The 26,754-nt window shown below is 71.4% G+C and carries 28 protein-coding genes and 1 tRNA gene; 13 read left to right on the top strand and 16 right to left on the bottom strand.

All coding sequences use genetic code 11. The features are described 5' to 3' along the window. Positions 1–17: 17 nt before the first annotated feature. Together Aiant_RS28175 and Aiant_RS28170 are read right to left on the bottom strand one after the other, a co-directional pair. Complete coding sequence (locus Aiant_RS28175) at positions 18–1,280, bottom strand: NAD(P)/FAD-dependent oxidoreductase (RefSeq protein WP_189336143.1); 1,263 nt, start codon at positions 1,278–1,280, stop codon at positions 18–20. A gap of 221 nt (positions 1,281–1,501) precedes the next feature. Continuing rightward, positions 1,502–1,577 (bottom strand) — tRNA-Asn (locus Aiant_RS28170). 221 nt (positions 1,578–1,798) lie between these two features. On the opposite strand from Aiant_RS28170, the gene Aiant_RS28165 reads away from it, so the two are divergent. Then, positions 1,799–2,113, top strand: a complete 315-nt coding sequence (locus Aiant_RS28165) for a hypothetical protein (protein ID WP_189336144.1) — start codon at positions 1,799–1,801, stop codon at positions 2,111–2,113. Between the two features lie 88 nt (positions 2,114–2,201). Here Aiant_RS28165 and Aiant_RS28160 read toward each other — a convergent pair whose 3' ends face one another. Beyond that, a complete protein-coding gene (locus Aiant_RS28160) occupies positions 2,202–3,068 on the bottom strand; it encodes an apurinic/apyrimidinic endonuclease family protein (RefSeq protein WP_229831387.1) in 867 nt (288 codons plus the stop codon). A 916-nt stretch (positions 3,069–3,984) separates the two neighbouring features. Here Aiant_RS28160 and Aiant_RS28155 point away from each other — a divergent pair. Next, positions 3,985–5,163, top strand: coding sequence for a YihY/virulence factor BrkB family protein (locus Aiant_RS28155; protein ID WP_229831389.1), 1,179 nt, complete (start codon positions 3,985–3,987; stop codon positions 5,161–5,163). Between the two features lie 278 nt (positions 5,164–5,441). Here Aiant_RS28155 and Aiant_RS28150 read toward each other — a convergent pair whose 3' ends face one another. From Aiant_RS28150 to Aiant_RS28125, 6 genes are read right to left on the bottom strand one after another with little or no spacing between them, the layout of a single operon-like run. After that, positions 5,442–6,251 carry an ABC transporter permease gene (locus Aiant_RS28150; RefSeq protein WP_189336146.1) on the bottom strand — a complete coding sequence of 270 codons (810 nt, stop codon included), beginning with the start codon at positions 6,249–6,251 and terminating at the stop codon, positions 5,442–5,444. Between the two features lie 19 nt (positions 6,252–6,270). Then, positions 6,271–7,029, bottom strand: a complete 759-nt coding sequence (locus tag Aiant_RS28145; protein ID WP_189336147.1) for an ABC transporter permease — start codon at positions 7,027–7,029, stop codon at positions 6,271–6,273. Between the two features lie 2 nt (positions 7,030–7,031). Beyond that, the gene (locus tag Aiant_RS28140; RefSeq protein WP_189336148.1) at positions 7,032–7,997 is read right to left on the bottom strand and encodes an ABC transporter ATP-binding protein; all 966 of its coding nucleotides are present in this window, start codon (positions 7,995–7,997) and stop codon (positions 7,032–7,034) included. Positions 7,998–8,007: 10 nt separating this feature from the next. Further along, complete coding sequence (locus tag Aiant_RS28135) at positions 8,008–8,532, bottom strand: hypothetical protein (RefSeq protein ID WP_189336149.1); 525 nt, start codon at positions 8,530–8,532, stop codon at positions 8,008–8,010. Further along, complete coding sequence (gene dnaG, locus Aiant_RS28130) at positions 8,529–10,388, bottom strand: DNA primase (protein ID WP_189336150.1); 1,860 nt, start codon at positions 10,386–10,388, stop codon at positions 8,529–8,531. The genes Aiant_RS28135 and dnaG overlap by 4 nt, the downstream gene beginning before the upstream one ends. A 47-nt stretch (positions 10,389–10,435) precedes the next feature. Then, a complete protein-coding gene (locus Aiant_RS28125; protein ID WP_189336151.1) occupies positions 10,436–11,638 on the bottom strand; it encodes a deoxyguanosinetriphosphate triphosphohydrolase in 1,203 nt (400 codons plus the stop codon). 57 nt (positions 11,639–11,695) lie between these two features. Here Aiant_RS28125 and Aiant_RS28120 point away from each other — a divergent pair, with 57 nt between their 5' ends. Then, positions 11,696–13,261, top strand: coding sequence for a methyl-accepting chemotaxis protein (locus Aiant_RS28120; protein ID WP_229831391.1), 1,566 nt, complete (start codon positions 11,696–11,698; stop codon positions 13,259–13,261). Here Aiant_RS28120 and Aiant_RS28115 read toward each other — a convergent pair. Continuing rightward, positions 13,255–13,623 (bottom strand): VOC family protein, encoded by a 369-nt coding sequence (locus Aiant_RS28115; RefSeq protein WP_189336152.1) that lies wholly within the window; start codon positions 13,621–13,623, stop codon positions 13,255–13,257. The genes Aiant_RS28120 and Aiant_RS28115 overlap by 7 nt on opposite strands. Positions 13,624–13,742: 119 nt before the next feature. On the opposite strand from Aiant_RS28115, the gene Aiant_RS28110 reads away from it, so the two are divergent. The 6 genes from Aiant_RS28110 to Aiant_RS28085 all read left to right on the top strand — a co-directional run bounded on the left by Aiant_RS28110 (position 13,743) and on the right by Aiant_RS28085 (position 17,990). Then, complete coding sequence (locus Aiant_RS28110; protein ID WP_189336153.1) at positions 13,743–14,228, top strand: hypothetical protein; 486 nt, start codon at positions 13,743–13,745, stop codon at positions 14,226–14,228. A gap of 175 nt (positions 14,229–14,403) precedes the next feature. Further along, complete coding sequence (locus Aiant_RS28105; RefSeq protein ID WP_229831392.1) at positions 14,404–14,751, top strand: hypothetical protein; 348 nt, start codon at positions 14,404–14,406, stop codon at positions 14,749–14,751. 40 nt (positions 14,752–14,791) lie between these two features. Continuing rightward, positions 14,792–15,790: a DUF4388 domain-containing protein gene (locus Aiant_RS28100; RefSeq protein ID WP_189336155.1), complete on the top strand. Its 999-nt coding sequence runs from the start codon at positions 14,792–14,794 to the stop codon at positions 15,788–15,790. A 37-nt stretch (positions 15,791–15,827) separates the two neighbouring features. Next, a complete protein-coding gene (locus tag Aiant_RS28095) occupies positions 15,828–16,325 on the top strand; it encodes a roadblock/LC7 domain-containing protein (RefSeq protein WP_189336156.1) in 498 nt (165 codons plus the stop codon). 62 nt (positions 16,326–16,387) lie between these two features. Further along, on the top strand, positions 16,388–16,759 hold the full coding sequence (locus Aiant_RS28090; RefSeq protein ID WP_185040036.1) for a hypothetical protein: 372 nt from the start codon (positions 16,388–16,390) through the stop codon (positions 16,757–16,759). Positions 16,760–16,913: 154 nt separating this feature from the next. Continuing rightward, positions 16,914–17,990: a DUF2786 domain-containing protein gene (locus Aiant_RS28085; RefSeq protein WP_189336157.1), complete on the top strand. Its 1,077-nt coding sequence runs from the start codon at positions 16,914–16,916 to the stop codon at positions 17,988–17,990. Between the two features lie 4 nt (positions 17,991–17,994). On the opposite strand, the gene Aiant_RS28080 is transcribed toward Aiant_RS28085, so the two are convergent. The 6 genes from Aiant_RS28080 to Aiant_RS28055 all read right to left on the bottom strand — a co-directional run bounded on the left by Aiant_RS28080 (position 17,995) and on the right by Aiant_RS28055 (position 23,869). Then, complete coding sequence (locus Aiant_RS28080) at positions 17,995–18,768, bottom strand: SDR family NAD(P)-dependent oxidoreductase (RefSeq protein ID WP_189336158.1); 774 nt, start codon at positions 18,766–18,768, stop codon at positions 17,995–17,997. Between the two features lie 48 nt (positions 18,769–18,816). After that, positions 18,817–19,977: a tRNA dihydrouridine synthase DusB gene (dusB, locus tag Aiant_RS28075; protein ID WP_189336246.1), complete on the bottom strand. Its 1,161-nt coding sequence runs from the start codon at positions 19,975–19,977 to the stop codon at positions 18,817–18,819. Positions 19,978–20,725: 748 nt separating this feature from the next. Then, the gene (locus tag Aiant_RS28070; protein WP_189336159.1) at positions 20,726–21,406 is read right to left on the bottom strand and encodes a hypothetical protein; all 681 of its coding nucleotides are present in this window, start codon (positions 21,404–21,406) and stop codon (positions 20,726–20,728) included. A gap of 118 nt (positions 21,407–21,524) precedes the next feature. After that, positions 21,525–22,904, bottom strand: coding sequence for a glycine--tRNA ligase (locus tag Aiant_RS28065; protein WP_189336160.1), 1,380 nt, complete (start codon positions 22,902–22,904; stop codon positions 21,525–21,527). A gap of 60 nt (positions 22,905–22,964) precedes the next feature. Next, positions 22,965–23,510 (bottom strand): hypothetical protein, encoded by a 546-nt coding sequence (locus Aiant_RS28060; protein WP_229831394.1) that lies wholly within the window; start codon positions 23,508–23,510, stop codon positions 22,965–22,967. 17 nt (positions 23,511–23,527) lie between these two features. Continuing rightward, positions 23,528–23,869, bottom strand: a complete 342-nt coding sequence (locus tag Aiant_RS28055; RefSeq protein ID WP_189336161.1) for an antibiotic biosynthesis monooxygenase family protein — start codon at positions 23,867–23,869, stop codon at positions 23,528–23,530. Positions 23,870–23,903: 34 nt separating this feature from the next. Between Aiant_RS28055 and Aiant_RS28050 the strand changes: the two genes are divergently transcribed. Genes Aiant_RS28050 through Aiant_RS28035 form a run of 4 tightly spaced genes read left to right on the top strand, consistent with a single transcriptional unit; the run spans position 23,904 to position 26,748 of the window. Next, positions 23,904–24,161 carry a DUF6703 family protein gene (locus Aiant_RS28050; protein WP_189336162.1) on the top strand — a complete coding sequence of 86 codons (258 nt, stop codon included), beginning with the start codon at positions 23,904–23,906 and terminating at the stop codon, positions 24,159–24,161. 51 nt (positions 24,162–24,212) lie between these two features. After that, entirely contained in the window at positions 24,213–25,106 is an 894-nt protein-coding gene (locus tag Aiant_RS28045) for a metal ABC transporter substrate-binding protein (protein ID WP_189336163.1), read from the top strand. After that, a complete protein-coding gene (locus Aiant_RS28040) occupies positions 25,103–25,885 on the top strand; it encodes a metal ABC transporter ATP-binding protein (RefSeq protein WP_189336164.1) in 783 nt (260 codons plus the stop codon). The genes Aiant_RS28045 and Aiant_RS28040 overlap by 4 nt, the downstream gene beginning before the upstream one ends. Before the next feature lie 2 nt (positions 25,886–25,887). Beyond that, the gene (locus Aiant_RS28035) at positions 25,888–26,748 is read left to right on the top strand and encodes a metal ABC transporter permease (RefSeq protein WP_189336165.1); all 861 of its coding nucleotides are present in this window, start codon (positions 25,888–25,890) and stop codon (positions 26,746–26,748) included. The last annotated feature ends 6 nt before the right edge of the window (positions 26,749–26,754 follow it).

Here is a 26,754-nt window from a genome sequence, read left to right as displayed (position 1 = left end):
AGCCTCCAGACAGGGTCCTATACCCCGACCCGGGCGCCGAGTGACGCCAGGACCTCTCCAGCCGTGCGCCAGCCCCCGGCCATCGCTCCCTGGATGGACGGGCTGTCGCGGTGATCTCCGGCGACGAAGAGGCCGTCGCCGAGGGCGACCGGCTTGCGCAGCGCGGCCTGCGGCACGCGGGCCGCGGGCAGGGCGTTCGGCAGGCTGATCACGTTGAGCAGTTCCCAGTCGTCGGTCGGCGTTCCGTACATCCGGGCCAATTCCACCCGGATGACCGCCTCGGAGGCGCTGGACGGGGCGGAGACGCCGACCACGGTCGCGGCGATCAGGCTGCGGCCGCTGGGGGCGTACTCGGGTGCCGCGTTGCTGATCACTACGGTGTTCGCGATGATCTCCCGCCGGTCGCCGTCGAGCAGCAGGATGGGCTCGTCCAGGGGCGCGTGGTCGGCGCCGAAGTAGAACGTGGTCAGCCCGTGCATGTCCGGTTTCGGCAGCTGCGGGAGCAGTTCGGCGGCGGTGAGCGGGTCGGTGGCGACGATCACGGCGCGGCAGCGGAGTTCGCCGCCCTCGGTGACCACCATGCCAGGGCCGATGCTGAGTGTGCGGGCGCCGATCAGCAGTTGCGGGAACGGCAGCGGCCCGGCCACCGCGGCCGGCAGCGCGGCCATGCCGAGGGCCGGCACCCCGATCCGGCCGCGGGCGAAGGACCGCAGCACCATCGCGGTGACGTGGCTGGAGGTGTCCAGCGACCGGTCGGCGAAGACGCCGGAGAAGAACGGCCGCAGCACCTCCTCGATGATCCGGTGCGACAGGCCGGCCTTGCGCAGCATCTCCTGGGTGGTCGTCTCGGGCGCGTCCAGCAGCCGGTCCGCCGGGGTGGTGGCGCATCGGGTGACCAGCGCGGCGAACTTCAGCCGGTCGGTCAGCGAGCCGACCCCGGAGAGCAGCGTCTGCGGGGTGGTGAGCGGTTCGCGTATCGGGTTCTCCAGCCGGTGCAGGCTCCCGCCGCGACGGACCAGCACTCCGGACGTGAAATACCTCAACTCCAGCGCGTCCACGTCGACCAGCGCGGGCAGGCGGGGGTAGGCGGTGTTCAGCACCTGGAAGCCGCGGTCCATCCGCCAGCCGTCGTGCACCTCGGTCGCGATCCGCCCGCCGATCCGGTCGGAGCCCTCGACGAGCAGCCATTCCACGCCGGCGCGGTCCAGTCGGCGGGCGGCGGACAGCCCGGCGAGCCCGCCGCCGACGATGACGACGTCCACCTCGACCGGCTGCGACATAACCACCTCACTGAGAGCGAACAACGCGAGCCTCAGCGTAACCGCGCACTTCGGGCCAAGGAGGCGAAAGCACGACCACCCCCAGAAACCCCGAACCAAATTCCTTTTCGTACGCCATGAGCACCGTGCCCGGACGGTGGACACGGGACGGTGCTCATCGCGTACGAAAAATGGATCTTGGAAACGACGAAGCCCCAGACCGTGGTCTGGGGCTTCGTGGGTGGCTCCCCCGATTGGACTCGAACCAATAACCTGCCGGTTAACAGCCGGCTGCTCTGCCAATTGAGCTACAGGGGATCGTGCTCGTTGCCGGGTTTCCCTGGCGACGGAGAGAAGATTACACGACCCTCCCGGTGCCGTGCGAACGGGATACCCCTGTGCCGCGCGGCGGGGTCGTCGTGACTGGTGCGACTTCCGGCAACAGGAGTGAAACCAGGATGGAGGGCATATCGGCGAGGCAGGATGGGTATGCACGCCGCAGGACGCGTGCGCGTCACGAAACGGAAGGAGCCGCCATCATGCGCGGAAAGTTGATGTTCCTCACCGGCCTTGCGGCGGGCTTCGTCCTGGGCAGCCGAGCCGGCCGGGAGAAGTACGAGGAGATCCGGGCGAACGCCCAGAAGCTCTGGGAGCATCCGACGGTTCAGGAGGCGGCCGGCGTCGCGCAGGCGCAGGCCAACAAGCTGTACAGCGAGGGCAAGGACAAGCTTCAGTCGTCCAAGCTCGGGGAGAAGCTCGGCACCACCCACCACGACACGAGCACGGACGAGTTGCTGGCCCCGACCGACACCCTGTCCGGGTCCGGTAGCAAGGGATCCAGCAGCACGCTCTGATCCGCCGTAGAACGCTGAAGGCCGCCTCTTCCCGAGGCGGCCTTCAGCGTTCCCGCCTCTCAGCGTCCGCGGCCTTCGGCGTTTCCGGTCAGGGCGTGGTGCAGGGCTCGCTCTCCGGCGTCAGGCCGAGGGCGGTCAGTTCGCCGATCACGTACGCCATCTGCTGCGCCGCGGCCGAGCCGGGCGTGTCCACCTCGATGTACTCGGTGCGGGCGGTGTCCGCGGCGAGCAGGTGCCGGAGCACCGGCTGCCAGGCGGCCGACGGATCGGTGACGCGCACCGTGATCACCGAGAGGCCGGCGTCGGTGAGCCGGTCGACGCCGTCCTGCGGGGCGGGCCAGTCGCGCACCACCCGGGCCAGGTCCAGGCTGAGGCCGAGCCGGTCCTTGTCCACCCGGGTGAGCGCGGCGACGGTGTCCTCGGGACTGTCCAGGACCTGCCCCGGAGCGGGCTCAAAGCCGGCACGGACCGCGCGCCCGACCCGCCAGGCCAGGTCGGCGAGCTTGCCGGAGAGCCGGGACAGGTGTCGCGCGGCGGCTTTCTCGTGTGCCTCGTCCCAGTCCGCGCGGCGGCCCAGCCCGCAGCTGCCGACGGCGCCCCGGACCTCGTCGTCGGGCAGCAGGTCGACCAGGATCCGGGCCAGGTCGAGGGTGTGCTCCAGACGGGCCGGCTCGCTCCAGTCGGGCAGCGGGGGCAGGCCGCCACCCCCGGCATCGGGCCCGCCGTTCAACGTGACGACCTCGAGGCCTCGGGCGTCGAGCTCGGCACGCAGCCGGGTGCGGGCGCGCCCGTCGGTGACGAGGGCGGCGGCAAGCGGGTAGGGCAGGCGCAGCGCGACGCTGATCCTGCCGGGGTCGCCGCCGCGGGCGGCGCACAGGCCGGCGCGCAGGTCCGCGGCGGCCGCATCGATCATCGCGAAGGCGTCGGACGGGGTCCGGGCTTCGATTACGCTCACGCCGCAGGTGAGGCGCACGATCCGGCCGGAGGGATGTCGCAGCCGCATCAGTTTCCTCCCCGGACGAGACCACCCGTGCAGGTGCACGTGCATTCGCCCGTGCCGACGTTTCCAGTATGGACCATCCGGGGTACCCGCCTTGATCCGCCAGTACCCAGCCACCGGGGTGCCATGGCTGCCTCCATCCTGGAATGTGTTGCCCTCCGATACGAGCGTGCGACGCGTCACGGATCATCGGCGTACTTGCCGTGCGACACCGTGACCGGCGGATTCATGATCAAAAGCCGTCACGGTCATCGGTGGGTGACTATGTCCCGGGTGGGGGTGACCAGCGAGTAACCCTGTACTGGAAGGGCCGGGAGAGCGTTTTCGGACGGGTGATCGGGTGCACTATCTGAACAAATGGACATGCAACGTTCGGCTGCTCGTGCGTACGGCGCGTGCCAGCGCACGCGGCAAATGCCCGTCTTGCGATCCCCTCCGCCGGGGGTCGCACCGGTGATGGTGGGGTGGTGATGCGGTTCCGGCTCGTTCGGTTCGCCGCCGGCCGGGTCGGCAAGCGGCACCGTATGCAGCGGCAAAGCCGAGTGGGGCCGGAACGGAGACGGTGGTGCCGTGAGATCGGTTCAGCGGGGCGATGTTGTCCACAGAAGCGGGTTGTCCACAGGCTGAGCGACGGGATCGGCGCGTTGGGGGAATGCTGGGTCGTGGGTGGTCTGCCCCCGGTTGGGGTGGGGACTGCTCAAGGTCGGCTTCGGACGGGGCATCGGGCAGGCCGCGCGTCCAGCCCCGGGCAGCGAAACGGATGGTTAGCAACGCGGTCCGACGGGCATCACCCTCGCAGGTCGTATTCGCACGTCGCAGCGGGGAGGGCGGCACGAGTACGGCCCGACGCTTCGCCGAAGGGAAGCCCCGCATGAGACTCCGTAACCACGAACCCGACGAGCAGCACCCCGGGACCGTGAAGTCCGGTGACACCGCGGCCGGATCGGCCACCGACACCGAGCAGACACCCCCGGCCGGTGCGGACGCCGCCGACGCACGGCGGCGTGGCGCCGAGGACTTCGATCTGTCCGCGGCCAGCAATACCGAGGTGGGCCGCTCCCCCGGCCGCCAGGATCTCGACGCGCCCGGACCCGACGCCGGCCCGGACCGCCCCTCCCAGCTCCGGCTGCGGGGCATCGTCGCCGCGCTGAAGCGGACCTTCAAGCAGTTCTCCGAGGACAACGTCTCGGACTGGGCGGCCGCACTCACCTACTACGGCGTCCTGTCGATCTTCCCGGGCGTCCTGGTGATCGTCTCGGTGCTCGGCATGCTCGGTCCGGCCGGGCAGCGCACCTTCAACGACGCGGTCGCCGAGATCACCCCGAACGCTCAGTTGCGGGAGCTCATCAACACCGTGGTGAGCCAGGTGAAGGGCACCGGCGGCGCCGGGGTGGCCGCGATCATCGGTCTGCTGGTCGCGTTCTGGTCCGCGTCCGGGTACATCGCGGCGTTCATGCGCGCGTCGAACGCGATCTACGACGTGCCGGAGGGCCGGCCGATCTGGAAGACCCTGCCGATCCGGGTCGGGGTGACCGCCGTGGTCGGCGTGATGCTGACCGCCTCGGCCGCGATCGTGGTGTTCACCGGTGACCTGGCTCGCGTGGTCGGCGAGAAGCTCGGCCTTGGCGGGGTGGCCGTGACCACCTGGAACATCGCCAAGTGGCCGGTGCTGGTGGTCCTGGTCAGCCTGATGTTCGCGATACTGTACTGGGCCTCGCCGAACGCCAAGACCGGTGGTTTCCGCTGGGTCAGCCCGGGCGGCATCTTCGCGGTGCTGCTCTGGGTCGCCGCGTCCGCCGGTTTCGCGATCTACCTGGCGAACTTCGCCAACTACAACAAGACCTACGGCACCCTGGGCGGCGTCATCGCCTTCCTGGTCTGGCTGTGGATCTCCAACATGGCGATCATGCTCGGCGCCGAGCTGGACGCCGAGCTGGAACGCGGCCGCGCCATCGCCGCCGGCCACCCGGCCGACGAGGAGCCGTTCCTGGAGTTGCGGGACGACCGCAAACTCAAGAAGGGCTCCGAGCAGGGTCTCAGCCAAGGCTGAACCCCGGCCGCCCACGGGCGGCCGGGCCAGAGCGGACCGGCGCCGACCGGCCGGGCACGGGGCGGCCGGCCGGTGCCGGTCACCACCGCGCCCGGCCGCGGTAGCCAAAGGCCGCGCTCGCAAAAAGCCGCGGACACGCACAAGGCCGCGGACGCACGAGACCGCGGACGCACGAGCCTACGAACGCACGAGCCCACGAACGGGCACGAAGCCGCATTCGCACAGGCCGCAGACGCACCAGGCCGCAGACCCAAAAGACCGCAGACGCCAAGGCCGGCCTACTTGCAGAGCAGCTTGCCCATCCGGCGACCGGAAACGGTCAGACCGACCACCAGCAGCGCCAGCAAATAGACCACGTCGACGACCTGGCTCCAGCCGACCGCCCCCAGGCTGATCCCGCGAATGAGGTCGACCGACCGGTACAGCGGGGAGACCTCGACCAGCCAGCGCAGCAGCGCCGGGTAGGACTCGGCCGGGACGAACGTGCCGGAGAACAGGAACAGCGCGAACTGCCCGGCCCCGATCAGGTCGAAGTCCTGCCAGCTGCGGATCAGCGTGGCCGTGGTCATGCCGAGCGCGCCGAACGCGAAGCCGACCAGCACCGTGGCCGGGAACGCGGCGAGCGCCCGCAGCGGCGTGGTCAGATCCATCGCCACCATGATCGTCAGGAATGCCACCGAGTAGATGCTGCCCCGGGCCATCGCCCAGATCAGCTCCCCGACGGCGATCTCGAACGGCCGGATCGGCGTGGCGAGAATCCCGTCGTACAGCCGCATGAACTTCATTTTTCCGAAGAAGTTGAAGGTGGTCTCGGCGAGCGCCCCACTCATCGCCGAGGCGGCCAGCATCGCCGGCGCGACGAACTCGGTGTAACTCACCAGCCGGCCGCCGGGCAGCGCGATGTCGCCGATCAGCGCGCCCACCCCGACCCCGATGGAGAACAGGTAGAGCACCGGCTCCAGCAGGCCGCCGGCCAGCACCACCCAATACGCCGATTTCAGCGCGTTGACGTTGCGCTCGGTGACGCGCACGGACCGGCCGGCGCTGCCCTCGAACGACACCAGTTTCGGCAGGACCAGGGTCAGCACGGGAGAGCACCTCTCATCGTCAGATCACCAGCCGGCTCTTGAACCGCCACCGGGCCAGGAACCAGCCGGCCACGCACCAGGCCAGCAGGTAGAGCACGTGCCACAGGCCGGCCGTCCCGGGGTTCAGCCCCAGCGTGGCGGCACGGGTGAGGTCAACGCCGTGCCAGAGCGGCAAGGCATATGCCACCCAGCGCAGCAGCGGGGGCAGCGACTCGATCGGGAAGAACACCCCGGAGAAGAGCGACATCGGCAGCACCGCGAACCGGAACAGGATGGCCAGGTAGCTGTCGCTGCGGACACTCGCCGTGTACGCCACCACCGGCGCCGCGACGGAGAACCCGACCAGCGCCGCGATCGGCGGCACGGCCACCACCCAGGCCGAGTGCAGGGTGCCGAAGCAGGCCGCCACCGCCAGGAACGCGGTGATGCTCACCAGCACCCGGAACAGCATGAAGGCCAGGTGCCCGCCGAGGATGTCGGCGATCCGCAGCGGCGCGGCGGCCTGCGCGAAATACGTTTTCATCCACTCGAAGCTGCTCAGCACCGGCCAGGTGGCCTCGCCCAGCGCGGTCTGCGCCGCGGTCGAGGCGATCAGGCCGGGCACGATCCAGTCGAGATAGGCCGCGCCGTCGATGTCGGCCTGCACGTAACCGCCGACGCCCAGGCCGAAGCCGACCATGGTGAGCAGCGGCAGCACCAGCGTCGACAGCGCGCTGGACCGCCAGGTCCGCTTGTAGTTGACGAGGTGATACTCCAGCACGTAGCCCGCGGAGGTCATGGTCAGTCCACCAGGGTGCGGCCGGTGAGGTGGAGGAAGACGTCCTCCAGGCTGGAGCGGCGGACCAGGGCCGAGGCCGGGCTCAGCGAGCGGCGGTGGACCTCGGCCAGGGCGTCGTCGCCGTCGGCGACGTAGAGCAGGACGCGGTCGGGCAGAACCTCGATCCGGTCGGCGATGCCGGCCAGCTTGCCGGCATAGGTCCCCTGGTCCTCGGTGGCGAAGCGGAGCTCGACCACCTCGCGGGTGGAGTGCCGCTCGATCAGCGAGCGCGGTGAGCCCTCGGCCACGATCTTGCCACCGTCCATCACCACCAGGCGGTCGCAGAGCTGCTCGGCCTCATCCATGTAATGCGTGGTCAGGACCAGAGTGACGCCCTGCTGCTTGAGCCGGAACAGGCGCTCCCAGACCAGGTGCCGGGCCTGCGGGTCGAGGCCGGTGGTGGGCTCGTCGAGCAGGACCAGGTCGGGCTCGTTGACCAGGGCGCGGGCGATGGTCAGGCGCCGTTTCATGCCGCCGGAGAGCGGCTCGACCTTGCTGCCGGCGCGCTCGCTGAGCTGCACGAACTCCAGCAGCTCGTCGGCCCGGCGGCGGGCGGTGGCGCGCGGGATGCCGAAGAAGCGGGCGTAGGTCGTCAGATTCTCCCGGACGGAGAGCTCGACATCCAGGTTGTCCAGCTGGGGGCAGACGCCGAGCCGGGCGCGGATCGCGGGGCCGTCCCGCCGCGGATCCATGCCGAGGATGCGCAGGACCCCGTCGGTGGGCGGCGAGACGCACCCGATCATCCGCATGGTGGAGCTCTTGCCGGCGCCGTTGGGCCCCAGGAAGCCGAAGGCCTCACCGGGCTGCACGTCGACGTCGATGCCGTCGACCGCCGTGAAGTCGCCGAACCGTTTGATCAATCCACGGGCGTGGATAAGGGAGGAGTCTTTGTTCTGTTTTAGGGTGGTGGGGTGGTTGGACGGGGTCACGCCACCGACCCTACGGAGGGGGTGCGACAGTTTTCTGCGCCGCGCCGACCAGGTCGTCGGTCGCCTGGACGATCTCCGGCTGGTCCACCGGGGTGCCGGCGTCGTAGCGGACCGCCCAGCTCAGGCCGTCGAGCCCGGCCACCCGGCGGCCGACCACCCGGACCGCGCCCTCGGGCAGCTCGTGATGTGTGGTGTACGCCACAGACCGCGTCACCCGGGAGCGCACCTGATCGGGCACCTCCCCCGGCTCCAGCAGCAGGAACGACGTCACCGGCCCGTCCACCAGCACGGTGTACCCGTCCCGCTCCTCGGCCACCTCGGCCGGCGTGATCCGCAGCTCCCGCCCGGACCAGGAGGCCTTGTGGATCTCGTGCCAGCCCAGCCGGTCGCTCGCGGCCGGCAGCCAGATCCCCCGGTTCGTCGCGACGACGACGCCGCCCTGCTCGCACGAGCACCAGGCGACGACGCGCTCCTCCCCGTCGAGCGGAGGACGGGACGCGGCCGGCAACGCGGGCCGGCGCCGGAAGAGCTTCACATTCCACCTGCCGCCTGTTCACGCAGGGCTCGCGCCTGCTGTTCCAGCGAGAAGAGCTCCCCGGCCAGGGCAAGATACTGATCCTTGCTGGTGACCGGATTGAGCCGCTGCAACTTCGACTTGATGTCGCGGATCACCTGGGTGACCCGGGGCAGCTGCAACTTGGCCAGGGTGACCTGGACGTAGTGCGGGTCCGGGACGCCGTCGAGCAGCAGCGGCTCGACCGAGAGCTCGCTGACCGCGACCTGGCCGGCCAGGTCGGCGCAGGCGGTGCGCACCTTCTCGATCCAGACCACGCCGCTGACCGCGGAGCCCGCGCCGCCGGCCGCGTCGATCGCCTCGCGGACCGCGCGCAGCACCGGGTCGCCGTAGTTGTCCGGCCCGACCGCGTCGAACATCGGGCCGGCCAGCACCGGCTCCTGGAGCGCCAGCTTGAGCGCGTCCCGCTCGACCAGGCGCTGCGGCGAGTGGGCGGCGGCCCGGGGCGCCTGCTGCTCGGCCGCCACGGTGCCGCGCAGCGCGTTGTTCACCGCGCGCTGCACCGGCTCCAGGTCCATGCCGAGGTCGCCGGCGAGTTTCCGCGCGTACTCCGGCCTTTTCTCCCGGTCTTTGATCTTGGCGACCAGCGGGGCGGCGCGGCGCATCGCCTCCACCCGGCCCTCCACCGTGTCCAGGTCGAACCGGGAGATGGTGTGCCGCAGGGCGAAGTCGACGAGCGGCTCCCGCCCGGCGATCATGTCGCGGACCGCCAGGTCGCCGCGGGCCAGGCGCAGCTCGCACGGGTCCATGTTGTCCGGGCTGACCGCGATGAAGGTGCGCCCGACGAAGCGCTGGTCCTCCTCGAACGCGCGCAGCGCCGCCTTCTGCCCGGCCGCGTCGCCGTCGAAGGTGTAGATGATCTCGCCGGTGAAGCTGTCGCTGTCCATCAGCAGCCGGCGCAGCACCCCGATGTGGTCGACCCCGAACGCGGTGCCGCAGGTGGCCACCGCGGTCGGCTCGCCGGCCTCGTGACAGGCCATCACGTCGGTGTAGCCCTCGACGATCACCGCCCGGCCGCGCTTGGCGATCTCCCGCTTGGCGTGGTCGATGCCGTACAGGACATGGCTTTTCTTGTAGATCGGGGTCTCGGGGGTGTTCAGGTATTTCGGGCCGTCGTCGTCGTCGAACAGCTTGCGGGCGCCGAAGCCGATCACGTCGCCGCTCAGGTCCCGGATCGGCCAGAGCAGCCGGCGGCGGAACCGGTCGATCAGCGACCCGGACCGGGCCGTCTTGGACAGGCCCGCGGTGATCAGCTCGTCGGCGGTGAACCCCTGCAGGCGCAGGTGCTTGCTGAGCGCGTCCCAGGAGTCCGGGGCGAAGCCGCAGCCGTATTTCTCCGCGGCCTCGCGGCCGAAGCCGCGCTCGGCGAGGAACTCGCGGGCCTTGCGGGCGCCGGGCGAGCCGAGCTGGTCCTGGTAGAACTCGACGGCCGAGGCGTGCGCGGCGATCAGCCGCTGCCGCTGCCCGGCCTGCGGGCGCGGTCCGGCCGGGGCGGCGCCGTCCGTGTCATACCGCAACTGGATGCCGGCCTTGCCGGCCAGCCGCTCCACCGACTCGATGAACGACAGGTGCTCGGCGTCCATCAGGAACTTGATCGCGTCGCCGCCCTGGCCGCAGCCGAAGCAGTAATACACCCCCCGGGCCGGGGCGACGTTGAACGACGGGCTCTTCTCGTCGTGGAAGGGGCAGAGGCCCTTGAGGTTGCCGCCGCCGGCCGAGCGCAGCGTCACGGTCTCGCCGATCACGTCGGCGATCGACGTCCGGTCACGGACCAGCGCGATGTCCTCGTCCTTCACCCTGCCCGCCACGGCATACATCCTGCCTCGCGCCGGCCGGGAGCCGCCAGCAGGGTCGGGGCGCGCCGTCAGCAGAGGTCGCGGTGCCAGGCCACGGCCGCGTGGTCGGTGAGCGACGCCACCTGATCGATGATCACCCGGAGGGCGGCCGCGTCCGACGAGGCGGCCGCATGCTGCGGCCGGAAGAGCGGATCCAACTTCTCCGGGGTACGGCCGAGCGCCGCCACCAGCTCGACGAGGATGATCCGCTGCTGCTCGTACCACTGCTCGGCGGCCCGGCTGCGCATCACGTAGCGGAACGCCATCCCCTTGAGCAGCGCGCACTGGTTCCGCACGGTACGCGGGACGACCAGGTCGGCGTCGTAGCGGCGCATCGGGTCGGTGCCGTACTGGCTGTGCGTGGCGCCGACCGCGGACGAGACGAACCGGCCGGTCAGCACGCTGGTCATCCGCTTCAGGGTGATCTGCGCGGCGTACGAGCCGTCGTAACCGCCGACGGCGGCCACCGCGGGGTCGGCGAGCAGCTGGTCGAGGGCCTCGCCGAGCTGCCCCGGGGTCTCGTCGGAATACGTGGCGGCCACGTCGGCGCAGAGCGCGGCACGCTCGGCCGGGTCGTGCAGCAGCGGGCCGAGGTCGAGGTACCCGCCGTGCACCCCGTCCTCCACGTCGTGCACCGAGTACGCCACGTCGTCGGCCCAGTCCATCACCTGGGCCTCGAGGCAGCGGCGGTCGTCGGCGCGGCCGTCGCGCAGCCAGGTGAAGACCGGCTCGTCGTCGGCGTAGACCCCGAACTTGCGGGTGCCCGGCCTGCGGAACCACGGGTACTTCGAGCAGGCGTCCAGCGAGGCGCGGGTCAGGTTGAGGCCGGCGCCGGGCACCTTGGCCTCCAGCCGGGTGAGCACCCGCAGGGTCTGCGCGTTGCCCTCGAAGCCGCCGCAGGGCTGGGCGACCTGGTCGAGGGCGGCCTCGCCGTTGTGCCCGAACGGCGGGTGCCCGATGTCGTGGGCCAGGCCGGCGACGTCCACCACGTCCGGGTCGCAGCCGAGGCGGGCGCCCATCTCCCGGGAGATCTGGGCGACCTCCAGGGAGTGGGTCAATCGCGTACGCAAGAAGTCGTCGACGCCGGCGGTGTGCACCTGCGTCTTGGCCGCCAGCCGGCGGAAGCCGGCCGAATGCAGCACCCGGGCACGGTCCCGCTGGTAGGGGGTCCGTCCGTAGCCGCTGTCCTTGGCGGGCTCGGAGGCCCAGCGCTGAGCGTCGGCGGCCGTCATGAGATCACCTTAGGGCCCGTTCCTCAGGCGGTTGTCCCGGTTGCCGATGGGATAGGCGTGAACGTCACCATCGTCGGCCGCCTCGTCGTCATGGGCGTCGCCGGACTCGTCTCGGTCGGCCTGGTGACCGGGTTCGCGGTCCGCAACGCCTCGGACCAGTCGGCGGCGAACAAGGAGATCGCCGTCGTCAGCCAGGCGATGAGTGACCAGTGGAACGCCGACATGATGCACGACGCGCTGCGGGCCGACGTGATGTCGGCGCTGTACGCGACGAACGCGGCGATGCGCGAGACCCTCGCCGTCGACGAGGTCGCCGACCACGGCACGACCATGCTGGAGATGTACGACGCGGCGGCCGGGAACGCCCCGGCGAGCCTCCGGGCCGACTACGCGGCGATCCGGCCGTCGGTGCAGGGATACATCAAGGCGGCCACGGACATGGTCGCCACCGCCGCCGGCGACCACCGGGCCGCGGCGACCGGTCTCAGCGACTTCCTCGCCGTCTACTCGGACCTCGAGGAGAAGCTCGGCTCCCTGGACGAGCGGATGTCCGGCGAGGTCAAGGCCGCCGCCGCCCGCGGCGCCGAGGCGTCCTCGTCGAGCAACCGGTTCATCGTGTTCGCCGCGCTGCTGGCCGCCCTGATCACCGCGACCGCCTGCGCGCTGACCGTGCGCGCGGTGCGCCGCCCGCTGCGCGGGATGCTGGAGTCGCTCCGCGCCCTGGCCCGGCGGGACCTGACCGTCCGCGCCCCGGTGGTCAACCGGGACGAGCTGGGCGCGATGGCGGCCGCCCTGAACGAGGCGACCAGCGTGCTGCAGAACACCGTCTCGGCGACCGCCGACCGGGTCAGCGTGCTCACCGAGGCCAGCGCGGAGCTCCAGATGCTGGCCGGGACGCTGGACCAGTCGGCGGAGGAGACCTCGGCCCAGGCGCGCAACGCGGACAGCTCGGCCGGGAACGTGTCCGGCTCGGTGACCGACATGCTGACCGCCACCGAGCAGCTGTCCGCGTCGATCCGGGAGATCGCCAAGCAGACGTCGTCCGCGACGGAGACCACGAACGAGGCGACCGCCAGTGCCAACCGGACCGCGGAGGCGGTGGCCCGGCTCAGCGAGGCGAGCCGGGAGGTGGGCGCCATCGTGCAGATGATCACGAACATCGCCGAGCAGACCAACCTGCTGGCGCTGAACGCGACCATCGAGGCGGCCCGGGCCGGCGAGATGGGCAAGGGGTTCGCGGTGGTCGCCACCGAGGTCAAGGACCTGGCTCAGGAGACCGCGCAGGCGACCGCGGACATCACCACGAAGATCTCCGCGATCCAGGAGATGACCACCGGCACGGCCGAGGCGATCCAGGCGATCGCCGAGGTGATCAGCCGGATCGACGACGGTCAGCGGACCATCGCGGTCGCGGTCGAGGAGCAGTCGGCCACCACCGACGAGCTGGCCCGCAACGTGGGCGCGGTGTCGGCGGCGGCCGACGAGATCAGCGGCACGGTCTCGCACATCACCACGTCCAGCGCGAACACCGCGGAGGGGGCGAACACCACCCGGCACTCGGCCGAGCTGGTCAGCGGCGCCGCCACCGAGATCCGCACGCTGATCGGCGAGTTCCGCTACTGAGCTGATTCCTCGCGGGCCCGCACGGAGAGCACACAGAACTCGTTGCCCTCGGGATCGGCCAGCGACACCCACGGGACGTCGCCCTGGCCGATGTCGACCGGCCGGGCACCCATGTTGACCAGCCGCTCCACCTCGACCTCCTGGTCGTCCGGGCGCAGGTCCAGGTGCAGCCGGTTCTTCCCCTTCTTCACGTCGGGGTTGCGGACGAACAGCAGGCCGGGCATCTCGTCCGGGCTGCGCCGGATCTCCAGCACGTCCTCGTCCTCGTCCACGATCACGAAGCCGAGCGCCTCGGCCCACCACCGGCCCAGCCGGGCGGGGTCCTCGGCGTCCACCGTGACCTGCTCCCACTGCATCGGCATGTGACCTCCCGGCGATCGACGCGTGACGATCAGGTTACGCGACTCCGACGGGTGACCCCGCCCGGTCGGCGCACCGGCCGTGCGACGACGGCACTCGATGGCCCGCAGGATGACGTTCCGTGATTCCTGGTTCACCGGCGACCGCCACGGTGCGGCGCCTGCTGGCCGAGTTGGGCGAGTCCGGGAGTACCGGCGCGCTGCACGTGGGCGGCACCCCCGGCGGGGTGTTCTACCTGGTGGCGGGGCGGATCGCGTACGCCGAGTCGCCGGCCGCGCCGAGCCTGGCCGAACGCCTGATCGGCTCCGGCCGGATCTCGCCGGCCATCTGGCGGGCGGCGTACGCGGAGGGCCGCCACGGCTGCCGGGTCGGCCGGGTGCTGCTGCGCGACGGCTGGCTCGGGCAGCACGAGCTGGCTCTGCGGGTGGTCGCGGCGATCGCCGGGGCCACCCACGCGCTGCTGCGGCAGGCGGACGCGCCGGCCCGGTTCGTCCCCGGGGAGCGGCACTGGCTGGGCGAGGTCACGCCGCCGCGGGCGGGTGCGCGGCCGCGCCTGATCCCGCGGCGGCGCCGCGCCCGGCACCGGATCCCGGCCACCGGACCATGACGCACAAACCGTGCGACCTGTCGGCTCCGTGTCACCGGAGGATGGCGCACGGTGGTGGCCGAGGTGACCCGCGGCCACCGGCGAACGATTCCAACTGAACACGGCCGAGCAACGAAGCCCGGTAGCAGCGCTGAGGAGAGAAGTGCCCGGCGTCGATCACTGCCTACAGGAGGCCATGACGATCCCCGGCGCGGTCGGGGCCAGCATCGTCGACTACACCACCGGATTCCCGGTCGCCACGACCGGAGCCGCACCCAATGCCGATCACGAGGCCGCGGCGGCCGGGACCGCGGAGGTCATCCAGGCCGCGAACAGCCGCTCGCTGTTCGTCTCGGCCATCCCGCACGACCTGCTCGAAGACCTGATCATCACGACGGCCGGGGGTTACCACCTCCTGCGGGTCGTCCAGACCGAGTTCGACAGCCGTCTGGTGCTCTACGTCTGGCTGGACCGGGTGCGCGGCAACCTCGCCGTGGCCCGCCGCCAGATGCAGCGCCTCACCGACGAGCTCGTCGCAACATGACCGACATATACCCCAACGCGCACACCAGTGAGGAGTAACGGTGGCCCCCACGAAGACCGCCGCACCCGGTGATCTGCTCACGCAGATCGCCGACGAGCGGCAGACCGGCGCGCTGGTGGTGGGTGGCCATCCCGGCGGCGCGGTCTACGTCTTCGAGGGGCGGGTCATCTACGCCGAGTCGCCGGCCGCGCCCGGGGTGGGCGAGCTGCTCACCTCGTCCGGGCGGCTGGCCGGGCGTACCTGGCAGAACGCTCTGGACCTGGCGACCTCGACGGCCCGGGTGGGCCGGATGCTGGTCGAGCAGGGCCATCTCACCCAGGGCGAGCTGGAGCTGTGCGTGCTCGGGGCGACCTACGACGCGGCGTACTTCGCGCTCGCCACGGCCGCCGCGCCGATCGACTTCCTGCCGTCGGCCACCCACTGGCTGGGCCCGGTCGTGCACATCGACGCGGCCGCGGTGCAGCGCGAGGTCCGGCGCCGCGTCACGCTCCTCGACGACATCTACCCGGACCCGCGGATCGACACGGCCCCGGTCAGCCCGGTGTCCCGGCCGCCGCGGGAACGGGTGACGGTCACCGCGATGCAGTGGGAGCTGCTGATCCACGCGGACGGCCAGCGCACCCCGGCCGACCTGGCGCTGCTGCTGGGCCGTGCGGGGTACGCGACCATCCAGGAGCTGCGCCGGCTCGCCGCCCTGGGGCTCATCGAGCTGCCCACGTCGCGCGGGCCGGACACCACCGAGTTCGTCCGCCTGCCGCAGCACCGGGGCAACGCCGCGCCGGTGGCCCGGCCCACGCCTCCGGTGGTCGAGGAGGCGCCGGCCGTACCGGTGATCAGCGGGCCGCCGCCGGCGCTGCCGCCACCGGCCCCACCACCCGGCGAGGGGAACACCGGGCCGAACCGGTTGCCCCGGCTGGCCCGCCGCAAACCCGGGGCGAAGCTGCCGAAGGAGCTCGCCGTCGAGAACCCGCCGGTGCATCAGGGCACCGACGAAGTCCTGCTCAAACGCATACGCACCGCATTGAGGGCACTGCGGTGACGCGCGCACCCCCGATCAGCAGAAGGAGCGTCCGAGGATGACGGTGGATCCGGCGGTACTCGACGAGTTGGGCCGCCTGCGCAGCAAGGTGCCAGAGCTGTCCGGCAGCGTGCTCGCCACCGCCGACGGGCTGGTCGTCGCGCATGATTCGCACGGTATCGAGCCCGACACCCTGGCCGCCCTCGCCGCGGCGCACCTGGCGCTGGCGCGCCGGTTCGCGCACGCGGTCAACCACGGCGAGCTGCGGGAATCCGTCGTCGAGTGCGACGGCGGGTACATCACCTCGTACGCCGCCGGCCCGAACGCGCTGCTCACCGTCGTCACCTCGGGCGACGCGAACCTCGCCATGGTGCACCTGGAGGCGCGGCGGTGCGTACGCCGGATCACCAAGCTCCTGGCCCTGGAGAACGCGCCGCACCGGCAATTGCGGCCCGAAATCCCGCAACAGACCGGACCGTCGTCGCTCCCGCTGGCCCGGCGGACCCCGATGGCCACCCTGCCGAACACCCCGCGCCGCCGCACGGCGGCCGGGTGATCCGGCGGCTCCACCGCGGCGAATGCGCCGCGTCCATCCACCACAACGGAGGAACGAATCCCATGCCCGACATGGACACCGCACTGAAGGAAATCATGGAGATCGACGGCTGCATCGGCGTCGCTCTCGTCGACCACACCAGTGGCATGGCCCTGGGCACCCTCGGCGGCGGCAAGGAACTCGACCTGACGGTCGCCGCGGCCGGCAACACCGACGTGGTCCGGGCGAAGCTGCGGGCGATGGAGATGCTCAACCTCTCCGAGAAGATCGAGGACATCCTGATCACCCTGGACACGCAGTACCACATGATCCGGCCCCTGACGAGCCGGCAGGGCAAGGGGCTGTTCCTCTACGTGGCCCTGCGGAAGGATCGGGCGAACCTCGCGATGGCGCGGCACCAGCTGCGCCGCATCGAGAACGACCTCGACGTCTGACCCGCACCCGGTAGTCCGTGACCGCCGCCCGGCGGCGGGGAGGGTCCGCACCACCCTCCCCGCCCACGGACCCGCTGGTCTCCGGTACCGGCCGGGTGTGGCAGGGGCAACTGATCGCGCCATGACCGGCCGGCCGGCGGCTAGCATGTGCCGCATGCCGGCCCGGGAGATCCTCGCACGTGTCCGGGCCGGGGAGCTCGATCACGAAACCGCCCTCGACCTGCTGACCGGTGTCCCGGCCGCGGAGGCCGACGCGGTGCTGCGCGCCGCGCTGGGCGAGGAATTCAACCGGCTGTTCCGGCACGGCTGGCAGCCGGTCGAGCTGCACCGGGCCATCGCCCGGCGAGGCGACCCGATTCAGGGCCGCCTGGTCGCCGAGGCCGCCGCCGCGTTCCTGGCCGGCAAGGACCCGGTCGACCCGGACTGGCGTGCCCAGGTCGTACAGATAAGGATCGCCGAAGGCCGCAGACCGGACCGCATCGCTCTCCTCGACGCCTCCCTCGGCCTGCTGGCCGAGCTGCGCCTGCTGCCGCCGATCGAGATCCTCATCCCGCCGCCGGGCACCCCGGCGACGACCGTGCACCACCACGCCGACAAGCGGGTCCTCGACCGGGTGCGGGCGCTGCTGGCCAAGGCCGAGGCGACCGACTTCCCGGCCGAGGCGGAGAGCTACAGCGCCAAGGCCCAGGAGCTGATCACCCGGTACCGGATCGAGGAGGTCACCGCGCCGGCCGTCGACGTGGTGCCGTTCGCCCGCCGGGTCGGCGTCGACCACCCCTACGAGAACGAGAAGGCCAGCCTGCTCGACGCCGTCGGCCGGGCCAACAGCTGCCGCACGGTCTGGTCCCCGGAGCTGGGCTTCAGCACGATCTTCGGCTTCGACGCCGACATCGACGCGGTCGAGCTGCTCTACACGTCGCTGCTGGTCCAGGCGAATCGGGCGATGACCCGCGACGAGCCGGCCAAGGGCCGGGCCCGGGTCAAGGCGTTCCGCCGCTCGTTCCTGATCGCCTACGCGGCCCGGATCGGCGAGCGCCTGCGCCAGGCCGCCGACCGCGAGTACGCCGGGCACGGCGACCTGCTCCCCGTCCTGCGCAACCGCGACCTCCAGGTCCGGGCCGCGATGGAGAAGGTGTTCCCGCGCACCGTCCGCGCCCGCGGCAGCCGCGTCGACAGCCTGGAGGGCTGGGAGTCCGGCCGCGCCGCCGCCGACGAGGCCCGGCTGCGCTGACCGGTCACCCCGGCAGCGCGACGCCGGTGAGCTCCGCGCACAGGTCGAGCAGCCGGTCGCGCAGCCCCTCGTCGTAGGCCTGCGGGTTGGCGCGCAGCGACGTGCGGCGCTTGAAGTAGTGCCCGGTGACCGTGGCCGCGGGCTCGTCCGAGGTGGCCAGCCACACCTGGGTCTCCGCGCCCTCCGGCAGGTCGTCGGTGGCTTGCGGGCCGCCCAGCCGGGTGCGGATCCAGCCCGGGTCCACCGCGTTGCTCAGCGTGCCGGGCCGGCGCTGGGCCACCGCGAACGCGAGCATCACGTCGTACAGCTTCGAGTCGCTGTAGGCCTGCATCCCGTCCCAGGGCCGCGCCCGCCACTGCGCGTCGTCGAGGCGGGCCCGGCCGGCCGACTCCAGCCCCGAGGTCAGATAGATGAGCCGGGCCGGCACCGGCATCAGCGCGGTCAGCAGGTAGGGCGCGACGGTGTTCACCTGGAAGATCCGCTCCAGCCCGTCCTCGGTGATCTCCGGGGCGCGCTGCCCGCCGCCGATCCCGGCGTTGTGGATCACCACGTCGAAGGGCCCCGCGGCCACCGCCCGATCCGCCAGCTCCCGGGTCTGCGCGAGGGAGGCGAGGTCGCCGACGAGAACGCCGGCGGCGTCCGGCACCGCCTTCTGCGCGTCCTCGGCGCGGCGCTCGTTGCGGGCGTGCAAGGTCACCCGGTGGCCGGCCGCCGCCAGGATCTCCGCCGTGTGCCGCCCGATGCCGTCGCTGGACCCGGTGATCAGAATCGTCGCCATGCCGGCAGCTTAACCGGTTCACCCCGGCGGCGCCGATCAGCTCCGGGCTCAGCCGCCGCTGTCCTCCATCTCGGCGCCCTCCGGGACGGTGTCGTCGTCGCGGGAGTCGAGCCAGCCGTGCGGGAGCGACACCTTGCCCGGGGCGTTGACCCGGCCGCGCGGCTGACCCAGCGACTCGACCGGGAACGGCACGGCCGGGTCGAGCTTGCCGAGCAGGTCGTCCAGCTCGGCCAGCGAGGAGATCATGGCGAGGCTGCGGCGCAGGTCACCGCCGACCGGGAAGCCCTTCAGGTACCACGCGACGTGCTTGCGGAAGTCGGCGCAGCCGTGCCGCTCGTCCTCCAGCGCCTCGACCAGCAGCTGCGCGTGCCGGGACATGATTTTCGCGACCTCGCCCAGCGTGGGCAGCACCGGCTGGTAGTCCGGCCCCTGGGTGAACGCGGCCTCCAGGTCGGCGAACAGCCAAGGGCGGCCCAGGCAGCCACGGCCCACCACGACGCCGTCGACGCCGGTGTGCGCCACCATCCGCAGGGCGTCCGAGCCCTCCCAGATGTCGCCGTTGCCCAGCACCGGGACGTCCAGGGCCTGCTTCAGCGTGGCGATCGCGTCCCAGTCCGCCTGGCCGGAGTAGCGCTGCTCGGCGGTGCGGGCGTGCAGCGCCACGGCGGCCACCCCGGCATCCTGCGCGGTGAGGCCGGCTTCGACGTACGTCAAATGGTCTTGATCGATGCCTTTGCGCATCTTGATGGTGAGCGGGAGACCGTAGGCCTCGGCGGCCTGCACGGCCTGCCGGACGATGCGCCCGAACAGCTTGCGCCGCCAGGGCAGGGCCGAGCCGCCGCCGCGCCGGGTCACCTTCGGCACCGGGCAGCCGAAATTCAGGTCGACGTGATCCGCCAGGTTCCGCTCGCCGACCATCCGGACCGCCGCGGCGGTCACGTCCGGATCCACGCCGTAGAGCTGCAGGCTGCGAAAACCCTCGTCCTCGGCGAACGCGATCATCTTGAGCGTCTTGGGGATCCGCTCCACCAGCGCCCGTGTCGTGATCATCTCGCAGACGTAGACACCGCCGCCCTGCTCCCGGCAGAGCCGCCGGAACGCCACGTTGGTGATCCCCGCCATCGGAGCGAGCACGACGGGCGGGTTGACGGCGTGGTTGCCGAGCATGAGCGGTGCGGTCACCGGTCCAGGGTGGCTGGCCTCCCCCATCAAAGTCAAAGTCAAGATCTTCATATACGCACGTCCGCCGTGGTACAGACCGCACGCTCCCGCGCGGGCCGGGGCCGGCGATCTGGCCGCTGACGCGTCCAAACCAATCGCCGCCCCCTTCACTGTCCGCCGCCACTCCCGGAGATCAACCCCCAGCCGGCCTCCAGCGCCCTATTCCGTTCCCGGACAGGGCCACCAGCACCAGCCCGACACTGCTCGGCTGGCCCCCAGCGCCCTATCTCGTGCCCGGATAGGGCCACCAGGGCCAGCCCGATACTCCCCGGCTGGTCCTCAGCGCCCTATCTCGTGCCCGGGTAGGGCCACCAGCACCAGCCCGAAACTCCCCGGCTGGCCCCCAGCGCCCTGTCCCATGCCCGGAAAGGGCCACCAGCACCAGCCCGACACTGCTCGGCTGGTCCTCAGCGCCCTGGGCGGACGCGGGATCGGGTCAAGCCGCTTGACACCCCTGGCGCAGGGGATGTCTTCGCTGTCCGCGGTGCTCACCGAACCCCGGAACCCGCTCAGGCCCCCGAGGTTTCTCACGAAACGCCGCCGGTGAGATGGGCTCGGCTTTTCCGACGCCGCGGGGTGTGCGGCGGCGGAAAAGACGCGCCCATCTCACCGGTTACAAGGCGTTTTGTGCGCGGAGCGAAGCGAAGCCAATCAGCCCAGTTTTGTGCGCGGAGCGAAGCGGAGCCAATCAGCCCTGTCGCGCGTCACCTGATCGAGTGCTTGATCCTGTCCGACATCAGGGCAGATGGTGGGAGACGGCTTCGACGAAGCGCGGCAGCCCCTGCGCCTCCCAGTAGGCCTTGGCGTCGGTCCCGTCCGGCTGCCCCTCGATCTTCACGTCCTCGCCCAGGTCGAAGAAGATGGCGCCGACGTCGAACCAGGCGCCGTTCTTGAGGATCTCGTAGCCGGTCACGTCATGGGTGCAGTCGGTCAGCTTCGCCTTCTTCACCAGCTCCGGCGGGCAGGCCTCGTCCTTCTTCCGCTCCTTGAACTTCTCCGTGTACTCCTTCTTCAGCACCTTGGCCGAACCGAACGCGCGGACCTTGATCTTGAGCCGCAGGCCGGGGTCGTCCTCCTCCATGGAGCTCTCCGGGAAGTAGACCAGCGTCTCGCAGGCGCCGTCCGGCTTCTTCTGACTGCTGGCGCCCAGCGTGGCGTCCAGATAGGTCACCGGCTCGTCCGTGCTCTCCACCTTGACGGCCGACGGGATGATCGCCCGCGCGTCCGACTCCGTGATCAGGTCACAGGCGGACGGCCACTGCGCCATCATCACCAGGCCGTCGTCGCCCGGTTTCCCCACGCTCACCGGCGTCGCCGGCGGGGCCTCGCCCAGCCGGAACGGCCCGGCCGGTTTGCCACATCCGCTCACCGTGGCCGCCAGCACGGCGACGACCAGCAGAGTTCCTCGTTGCCACATGGCTCGACAGCATAGAAACCCGTCACCGTCCCGGCTGCCCCGTCCCACCGGAGCGGGTTCGCCAGAAACGCGGAACGCCGGCCGCCCGAGCGGGCGACCGGCGTCCAGCGGTGCGGGATCAGCAGCCGGGCAGGCGCTTGATCAGGTAGTCCTCGATCTGGGACAGCGAGACGCGCTCCTGCTTCATGGTGTCGCGGTCCCGGACGGTCACCGCGTCGTCGGTGAGCGTGTCGAAGTCGACCGTGACGCAGAACGGGGTGCCGATCTCGTCCTGGCGACGGTACCGGCGGCCGATCGCCTGCGAGTCGTCGAACTCGACGATCCAGCGCTTGCGCAGGTCGGCGGCGAGCCCCTTGGCCTTCGGCGACAGCTCCGGGTTGCGCGACAGCGGCAGCACCGCGACCTTGACCGGGGCGAGCCGCGGGTCGAACCGCATGACGGTGCGCTTGTCCACGCCGCCCTTGGTGTTCGGCGCCTCGTCCTCGTCGTACGCCTCGAGCAGGAACGCCAGCACCGCCCGGGTGAGGCCGGCGGCCGGCTCGATCACGTACGGCGTCCAGCGCTCCTGCTTCTCCTGGTCGAAGTAGGACAGGTCGACGCCGGAGTGCTTGGAGTGCGTGGACAGGTCGAAGTCGGTCCGGTTCGCGATGCCCTCGAGCTCGGCGAACTCGCTGCCGCCGAACTGGAAGCGGTACTCGATGTCGACGGTCCGCTTCGAGTAGTGCGAGAGCTTCTCCTTGGGGTGCTCGTAGAAGCGCAGGTTGCTCTCCGAGAGGCCCAGGTCGCGGTACCAGTCCCAGCGCTGCTGGAGCCAGTACTCGTGCCACTGTTCGTCGCTGCCCGGCGCGACGAAGAACTCCATCTCCATCTGCTCGAACTCACGCGTACGGAAGATGAAGTTGCCCGGCGTGATCTCGTTCCGGAAGCTCTTGCCGACCTGGGCGATGCCGAACGGCGGCTTCTTGCGGGCCGCGGTCGCCACGTTCAGATAGTTCACGAAGATGCCCTGGGCGGTCTCCGGGCGCAGGTAGTGCAGGCCCTCGGTGCTCTCGGTCGGGCCGAGGTAGGTCTTCATCAGGCCGTTGAACATCTTCGGCTCGGTGAAGGTGCCCTTGTTGCCGCAGTTCGGGCAGTTCAGCTCCTGCAGCGAGGCAGGCGGGTTGCCGTGCTTGGCCTCGAACGCCTCCTCCAGGTGGTCGGCCCGGAAGCGCTTGTGGCAGGACTGGCACTCGGTCAGCGGGTCGACGAACGCGTCGAGGTGACCGGAGGCGGCCCAGACGTCCCGGTTCAGGATGACGGCCGAGTCCAGGCCGACGATGTCGTCGCGCTGCTGGACCATGGTCCGCCACCACTGCCGGCGAACGTTCTCCTTGAGTTCGACGCCCAGCGGACCGTAGTCCCAAGCCGAGCGGGTCCCTCCGTAGATCTCGCTGGAGGGAAAGACGAAGCCCCGGCGCTTGGCAAGGCTGACAACGGAATCGATGCGGTCGGCAGGCATGAGTCTCCTACGCCGGCTGGGTGTCGGCGGGGGTCTGGGAAGGTTGGACGAAAAGCGAGATTACTCCCCGACCGAGCACACCTCGAACGCGCCCGTGCTGGTGTTCTGCCCCAGCTGCGCGGACACGTGGTCGACATCGCCGTCGGAACGGGTGAGGTCGACCGGGACCGCGCCGGTGACCGGATTGACGTCGCCGATCGTGTAGCTGTCGAACTGCTCCTCGCGAGCCATCCGCGTCCGATACTGCGCGCGGCTCTCGAAGCTCTTGGTCTCCTGGCACAACTGGTCGTACGCCTTGTCGTAGTCCCGGTCGTGCACGGCGTCGAGATAGTCGCCGACCACCACGTGCGCCTGCTCGTTGAGCGCGCTGGTCATGGCGACGGCCAGGCCGATCACCGCGGCCAGCCCGCCACCGCAGACCAGCACCAGGACGCCGGCGCCGATGCCGAACCCGAGCCCGATCCGGCGGCCCCGCCCCTCGACCGGCGGCGCCGGGAACGGCGGGTGCACGCCCGGGCCGGGCGGCGGGGGCGGCGCGACCGGCGGAGGCGGCGCCACGGCGACCGGCGGCGCGGTGTACGGGAAGGGCGGTTGACCGTAGGCCATGGATCCCAGCCTAATCTTCAGCGCCAGGGCTCGGCGGCCCGGTCGCTGTCGATGATCGTGACGGGCTCCCCCGGGCCGGCACTCGCGAGCGTCTCGAAGGCGGACGGCTCGTCCAGCGACCGCGCCAGCAGCGGGGTGGCGTGCACCTTGACGTCGAACGCGCCCAGCGCCCTCCGATAGGCTCCGACCGACTCCCACTCGGTCACCAGGGTCCAGGCGGCGGTGTCCTCCAGCGCCCGGGTGAGCCGGCCGGACAGGTATCCCGGGCAGGCGGCCAGGGCGGCGAGCGCGGCATGCGCCTGCTCGAGGAATCCGTCCCGCGTGTCCGGCGGGACCGTGAAGCGGTTGAGCACCAGCATGTGACGAGCGTACGCACACCCGACAGGAGCCACGGTGACGACGTCCGACCCTTTCCTGCGCCGCCTCGCGCACGTGAATCCGACCACCGCGTTCGTCACGGCGCTGGTCCTGATGCTGGCCGGGCTGTTCCTGCCCGGGGTGGTGGGCGCGCTGCTGCTCGGCCTGCTGGCGGCCGGCCTGGCCGCGCTGACCTTCACCACCTGGCCGGTGCAGTCGCCGATCACCCGGCTGGTCCGGGTGGTCCTGCTCACCCTGCTGATCGTCGCGGTGGTCGGTAAGGCGATGGCGTAGGAACGCATGCGCTTTTGACAATCATTGTCATTATCGACGACAGTTGGTGGCATGATGCGCCGCCTGCTCGCCCTGCTCCTCGCCCTGGCCGCCCTGGCCGGGTGCGGCGCGCGGGCGCAGGCCGGTGGACGCCTCCCGATCGTGGCCGCGTTCTACCCGCTCCAGTTCGTCAGCGAGCGGGTCGGCGGCGACCTGGTCCGGGTCACCAACCTCACCAAGCCGGGCGCCGAGCCGCACGACGTGGAGCTGAGCCCGCGCCAGGTGGCCCAGATCGTCGACGCCCAAGTCGCCGTCTACCTGCACGGCTTCCAGCCCGCGGTGGACGAGGCGATCACGCAGAACGCGCGGGAGCAGGGCTACGACGTGTCGGGCGCGGTCACCCTGCTGCACGCCGAGGACGCGGAGCACGAGGGGCACGAGCACGGCTCCGCGGACCCGCACGTCTGGCTCGATCCGCTGCGGCTCGCCGAGATCGGTGACCACCTGGCCCAGCGGCTGAGCGAGACCGACCCGGCGCACGCCGCCGGCTACACGGCCCGCGCCGCCGCCCTGCACCGGCAGCTCACCGAGCTGGACGCCGAGTTCGCCGCCCGGCTGGGCAGTTGTCAACGGCGTGAGCTGGTCACCAGCCACACCGCGTTCCACTACCTGGCCGACCGCTATCACCTGACCCAGGTCGGGATCACCGGCGTCGACCCGGAGGCCGAGCCGTCACCGCGCCGCCTGGCCGAGGTCGCCGCGCAGGCCCGGGCGCACGGCACCACCACGATCTTCTTCGAGACGCTGGTCAGTCCCAAGGTCGCCGAGACGATCGCCCGCGAGGCCGGGGCGACCACGGCGGTGCTCGACCCGCTGGAGGGCCTGACCGACCCGGACGCGGACTACTTCTCGGTGATGCGGGCCAACCTGGCCGCCTTGACCACGGCATTGGGGTGCTACTCATGAGTGTCATCGAGGCCCGGCACGTGGCGGCCGGTTACGACGGCCGGGAGATCCTGCGCGACGTCACGCTCAGCGTCGCCGCCGGCGACGTCGTCGCCGTGCTCGGCGCCAACGGCTCCGGGAAATCCACGCTGATCCGCACGGTCCTCGGCCTGGTTCCGGTCCGCCGCGGCCAGATCGGCCTTTTCGGTACGCCCCAGCGCCGGTTCCGTCAGTGGGAGCGCATCGGTTACGTCCCGCAGCGCCTCGGCGCCGGCAGCGGCGTCCCGGCCACCGTCGGCGAGGTGGTGGCGTCCGGCCGGCTGGCCCGCCGCGGCCTGTTCCGGCTGCCCGGGGCCGCCGACCGCGCCGCCGTCCGGGAGGCCCTCGACGCGGTCGGCCTGCTGGACCGGATCGGCGACCCGGTCGCCACCCTCTCCGGCGGCCAGCAGCAGCGCACGCTGATCGCCCGGGCCCTGGCCGGCCAGCCCGACCTGCTGGTCCTCGACGAGCCGACGGCCGGGGTGGACGCGGCCAGCCAGGAGGCGTTCGCCGGGGCGCTGACCAAGTTCGCCGCGGACGGCGGCACGATCGTGCTGGTGCTCCACGAGCTGGGCCCGCTGCGGCCGCTGATCGGGCGGGCCGTGGTGGTGCACGACGGCCGGATCGCGCACGAGGGGGTACCGCCGGAGCCGGCCGGGCACCACGCCGAGCCGGGGCACGACCACGTGCACCCGCACGCCGACGAGGAGAGGGCCGGCATCTGCGAGTGGGCGCCGACCGACGGGCAGAAGGCGTACTGAAAATGGATCTTTTGACCTATCCCTTCATGCTGCGGGCCCTGGCCGGGGCGCTGATCATCGGGCTGGCCGCGCCGGCCCTCGGGGTCTATCTGGTGCAGCGGCGGCTGTCGCTGATCGGCGACGGCATCGGGCACGTAGCGCTCACCGGCGTCGGCGTCGGCCTGCTCACCCACCAGTCGCCGGTGCTCACCGCGGTGCTGGTCTCGGTGGCCGGCGCGGTCGCCGTGGAACTGGTCCGCGAGCGCGGGCGCACCTCCGGCGACCTGGCCCTGGCGCTGCTCTTCTACGGCGGCATCGCGGGCGGCGTGGTCCTGGTCGGGCTCTCCGACGACAGCAGCAACGCCAGCCTGATGCAGTACCTCTTCGGCTCGCTGATCACCACGTCGCCGCAGGACATCGTGGTGATCGCCGGGCTGGGCGCGGCCGTGCTGATCGCCATGCTGCTGTTCCGCCCGGCCCTCTTCGCGCTCTGCAACGACGAGGAGTACGCCCGGGTCAGCGGCCTGCCGGTGCGTACCCTCAACCTGCTGCTCGCGGTGACCACCGCGGTCACCGTGACGATCGCGATGCGCACCGTCGGCCTGCTGCTGGTCTCCGCGCTGATGGTGGTCCCGGTGGCGGCCGCCCAGCAGCTCACCCGCGGGTTCCGGTCGACCATGGCGGTGGCCATGCTGATCGGGGTCTGCGCGGCCGGCGCCGGCGTGGTGCTCTCCGGTGAGATCGACACCGCGCCGGGCGCCACCACGGTGCTGCTGGCCCTGGCCGCGTTCCTGGTCACCACCGGGATCAGCGTGCTCCGGCGGCGGCGCAGAGCCGGGTCACCGGCCCCGGTCGAGCCTCCGGATGTCGTGCTTCATGCTTGAGAGAAA

The organism is Actinoplanes ianthinogenes, assembly GCF_018324205.1.
Classification (GTDB): domain Bacteria; phylum Actinomycetota; class Actinomycetes; order Mycobacteriales; family Micromonosporaceae; genus Actinoplanes; species Actinoplanes ianthinogenes.
This window is presented reverse-complemented; position numbering and strand designations above follow the sequence as displayed.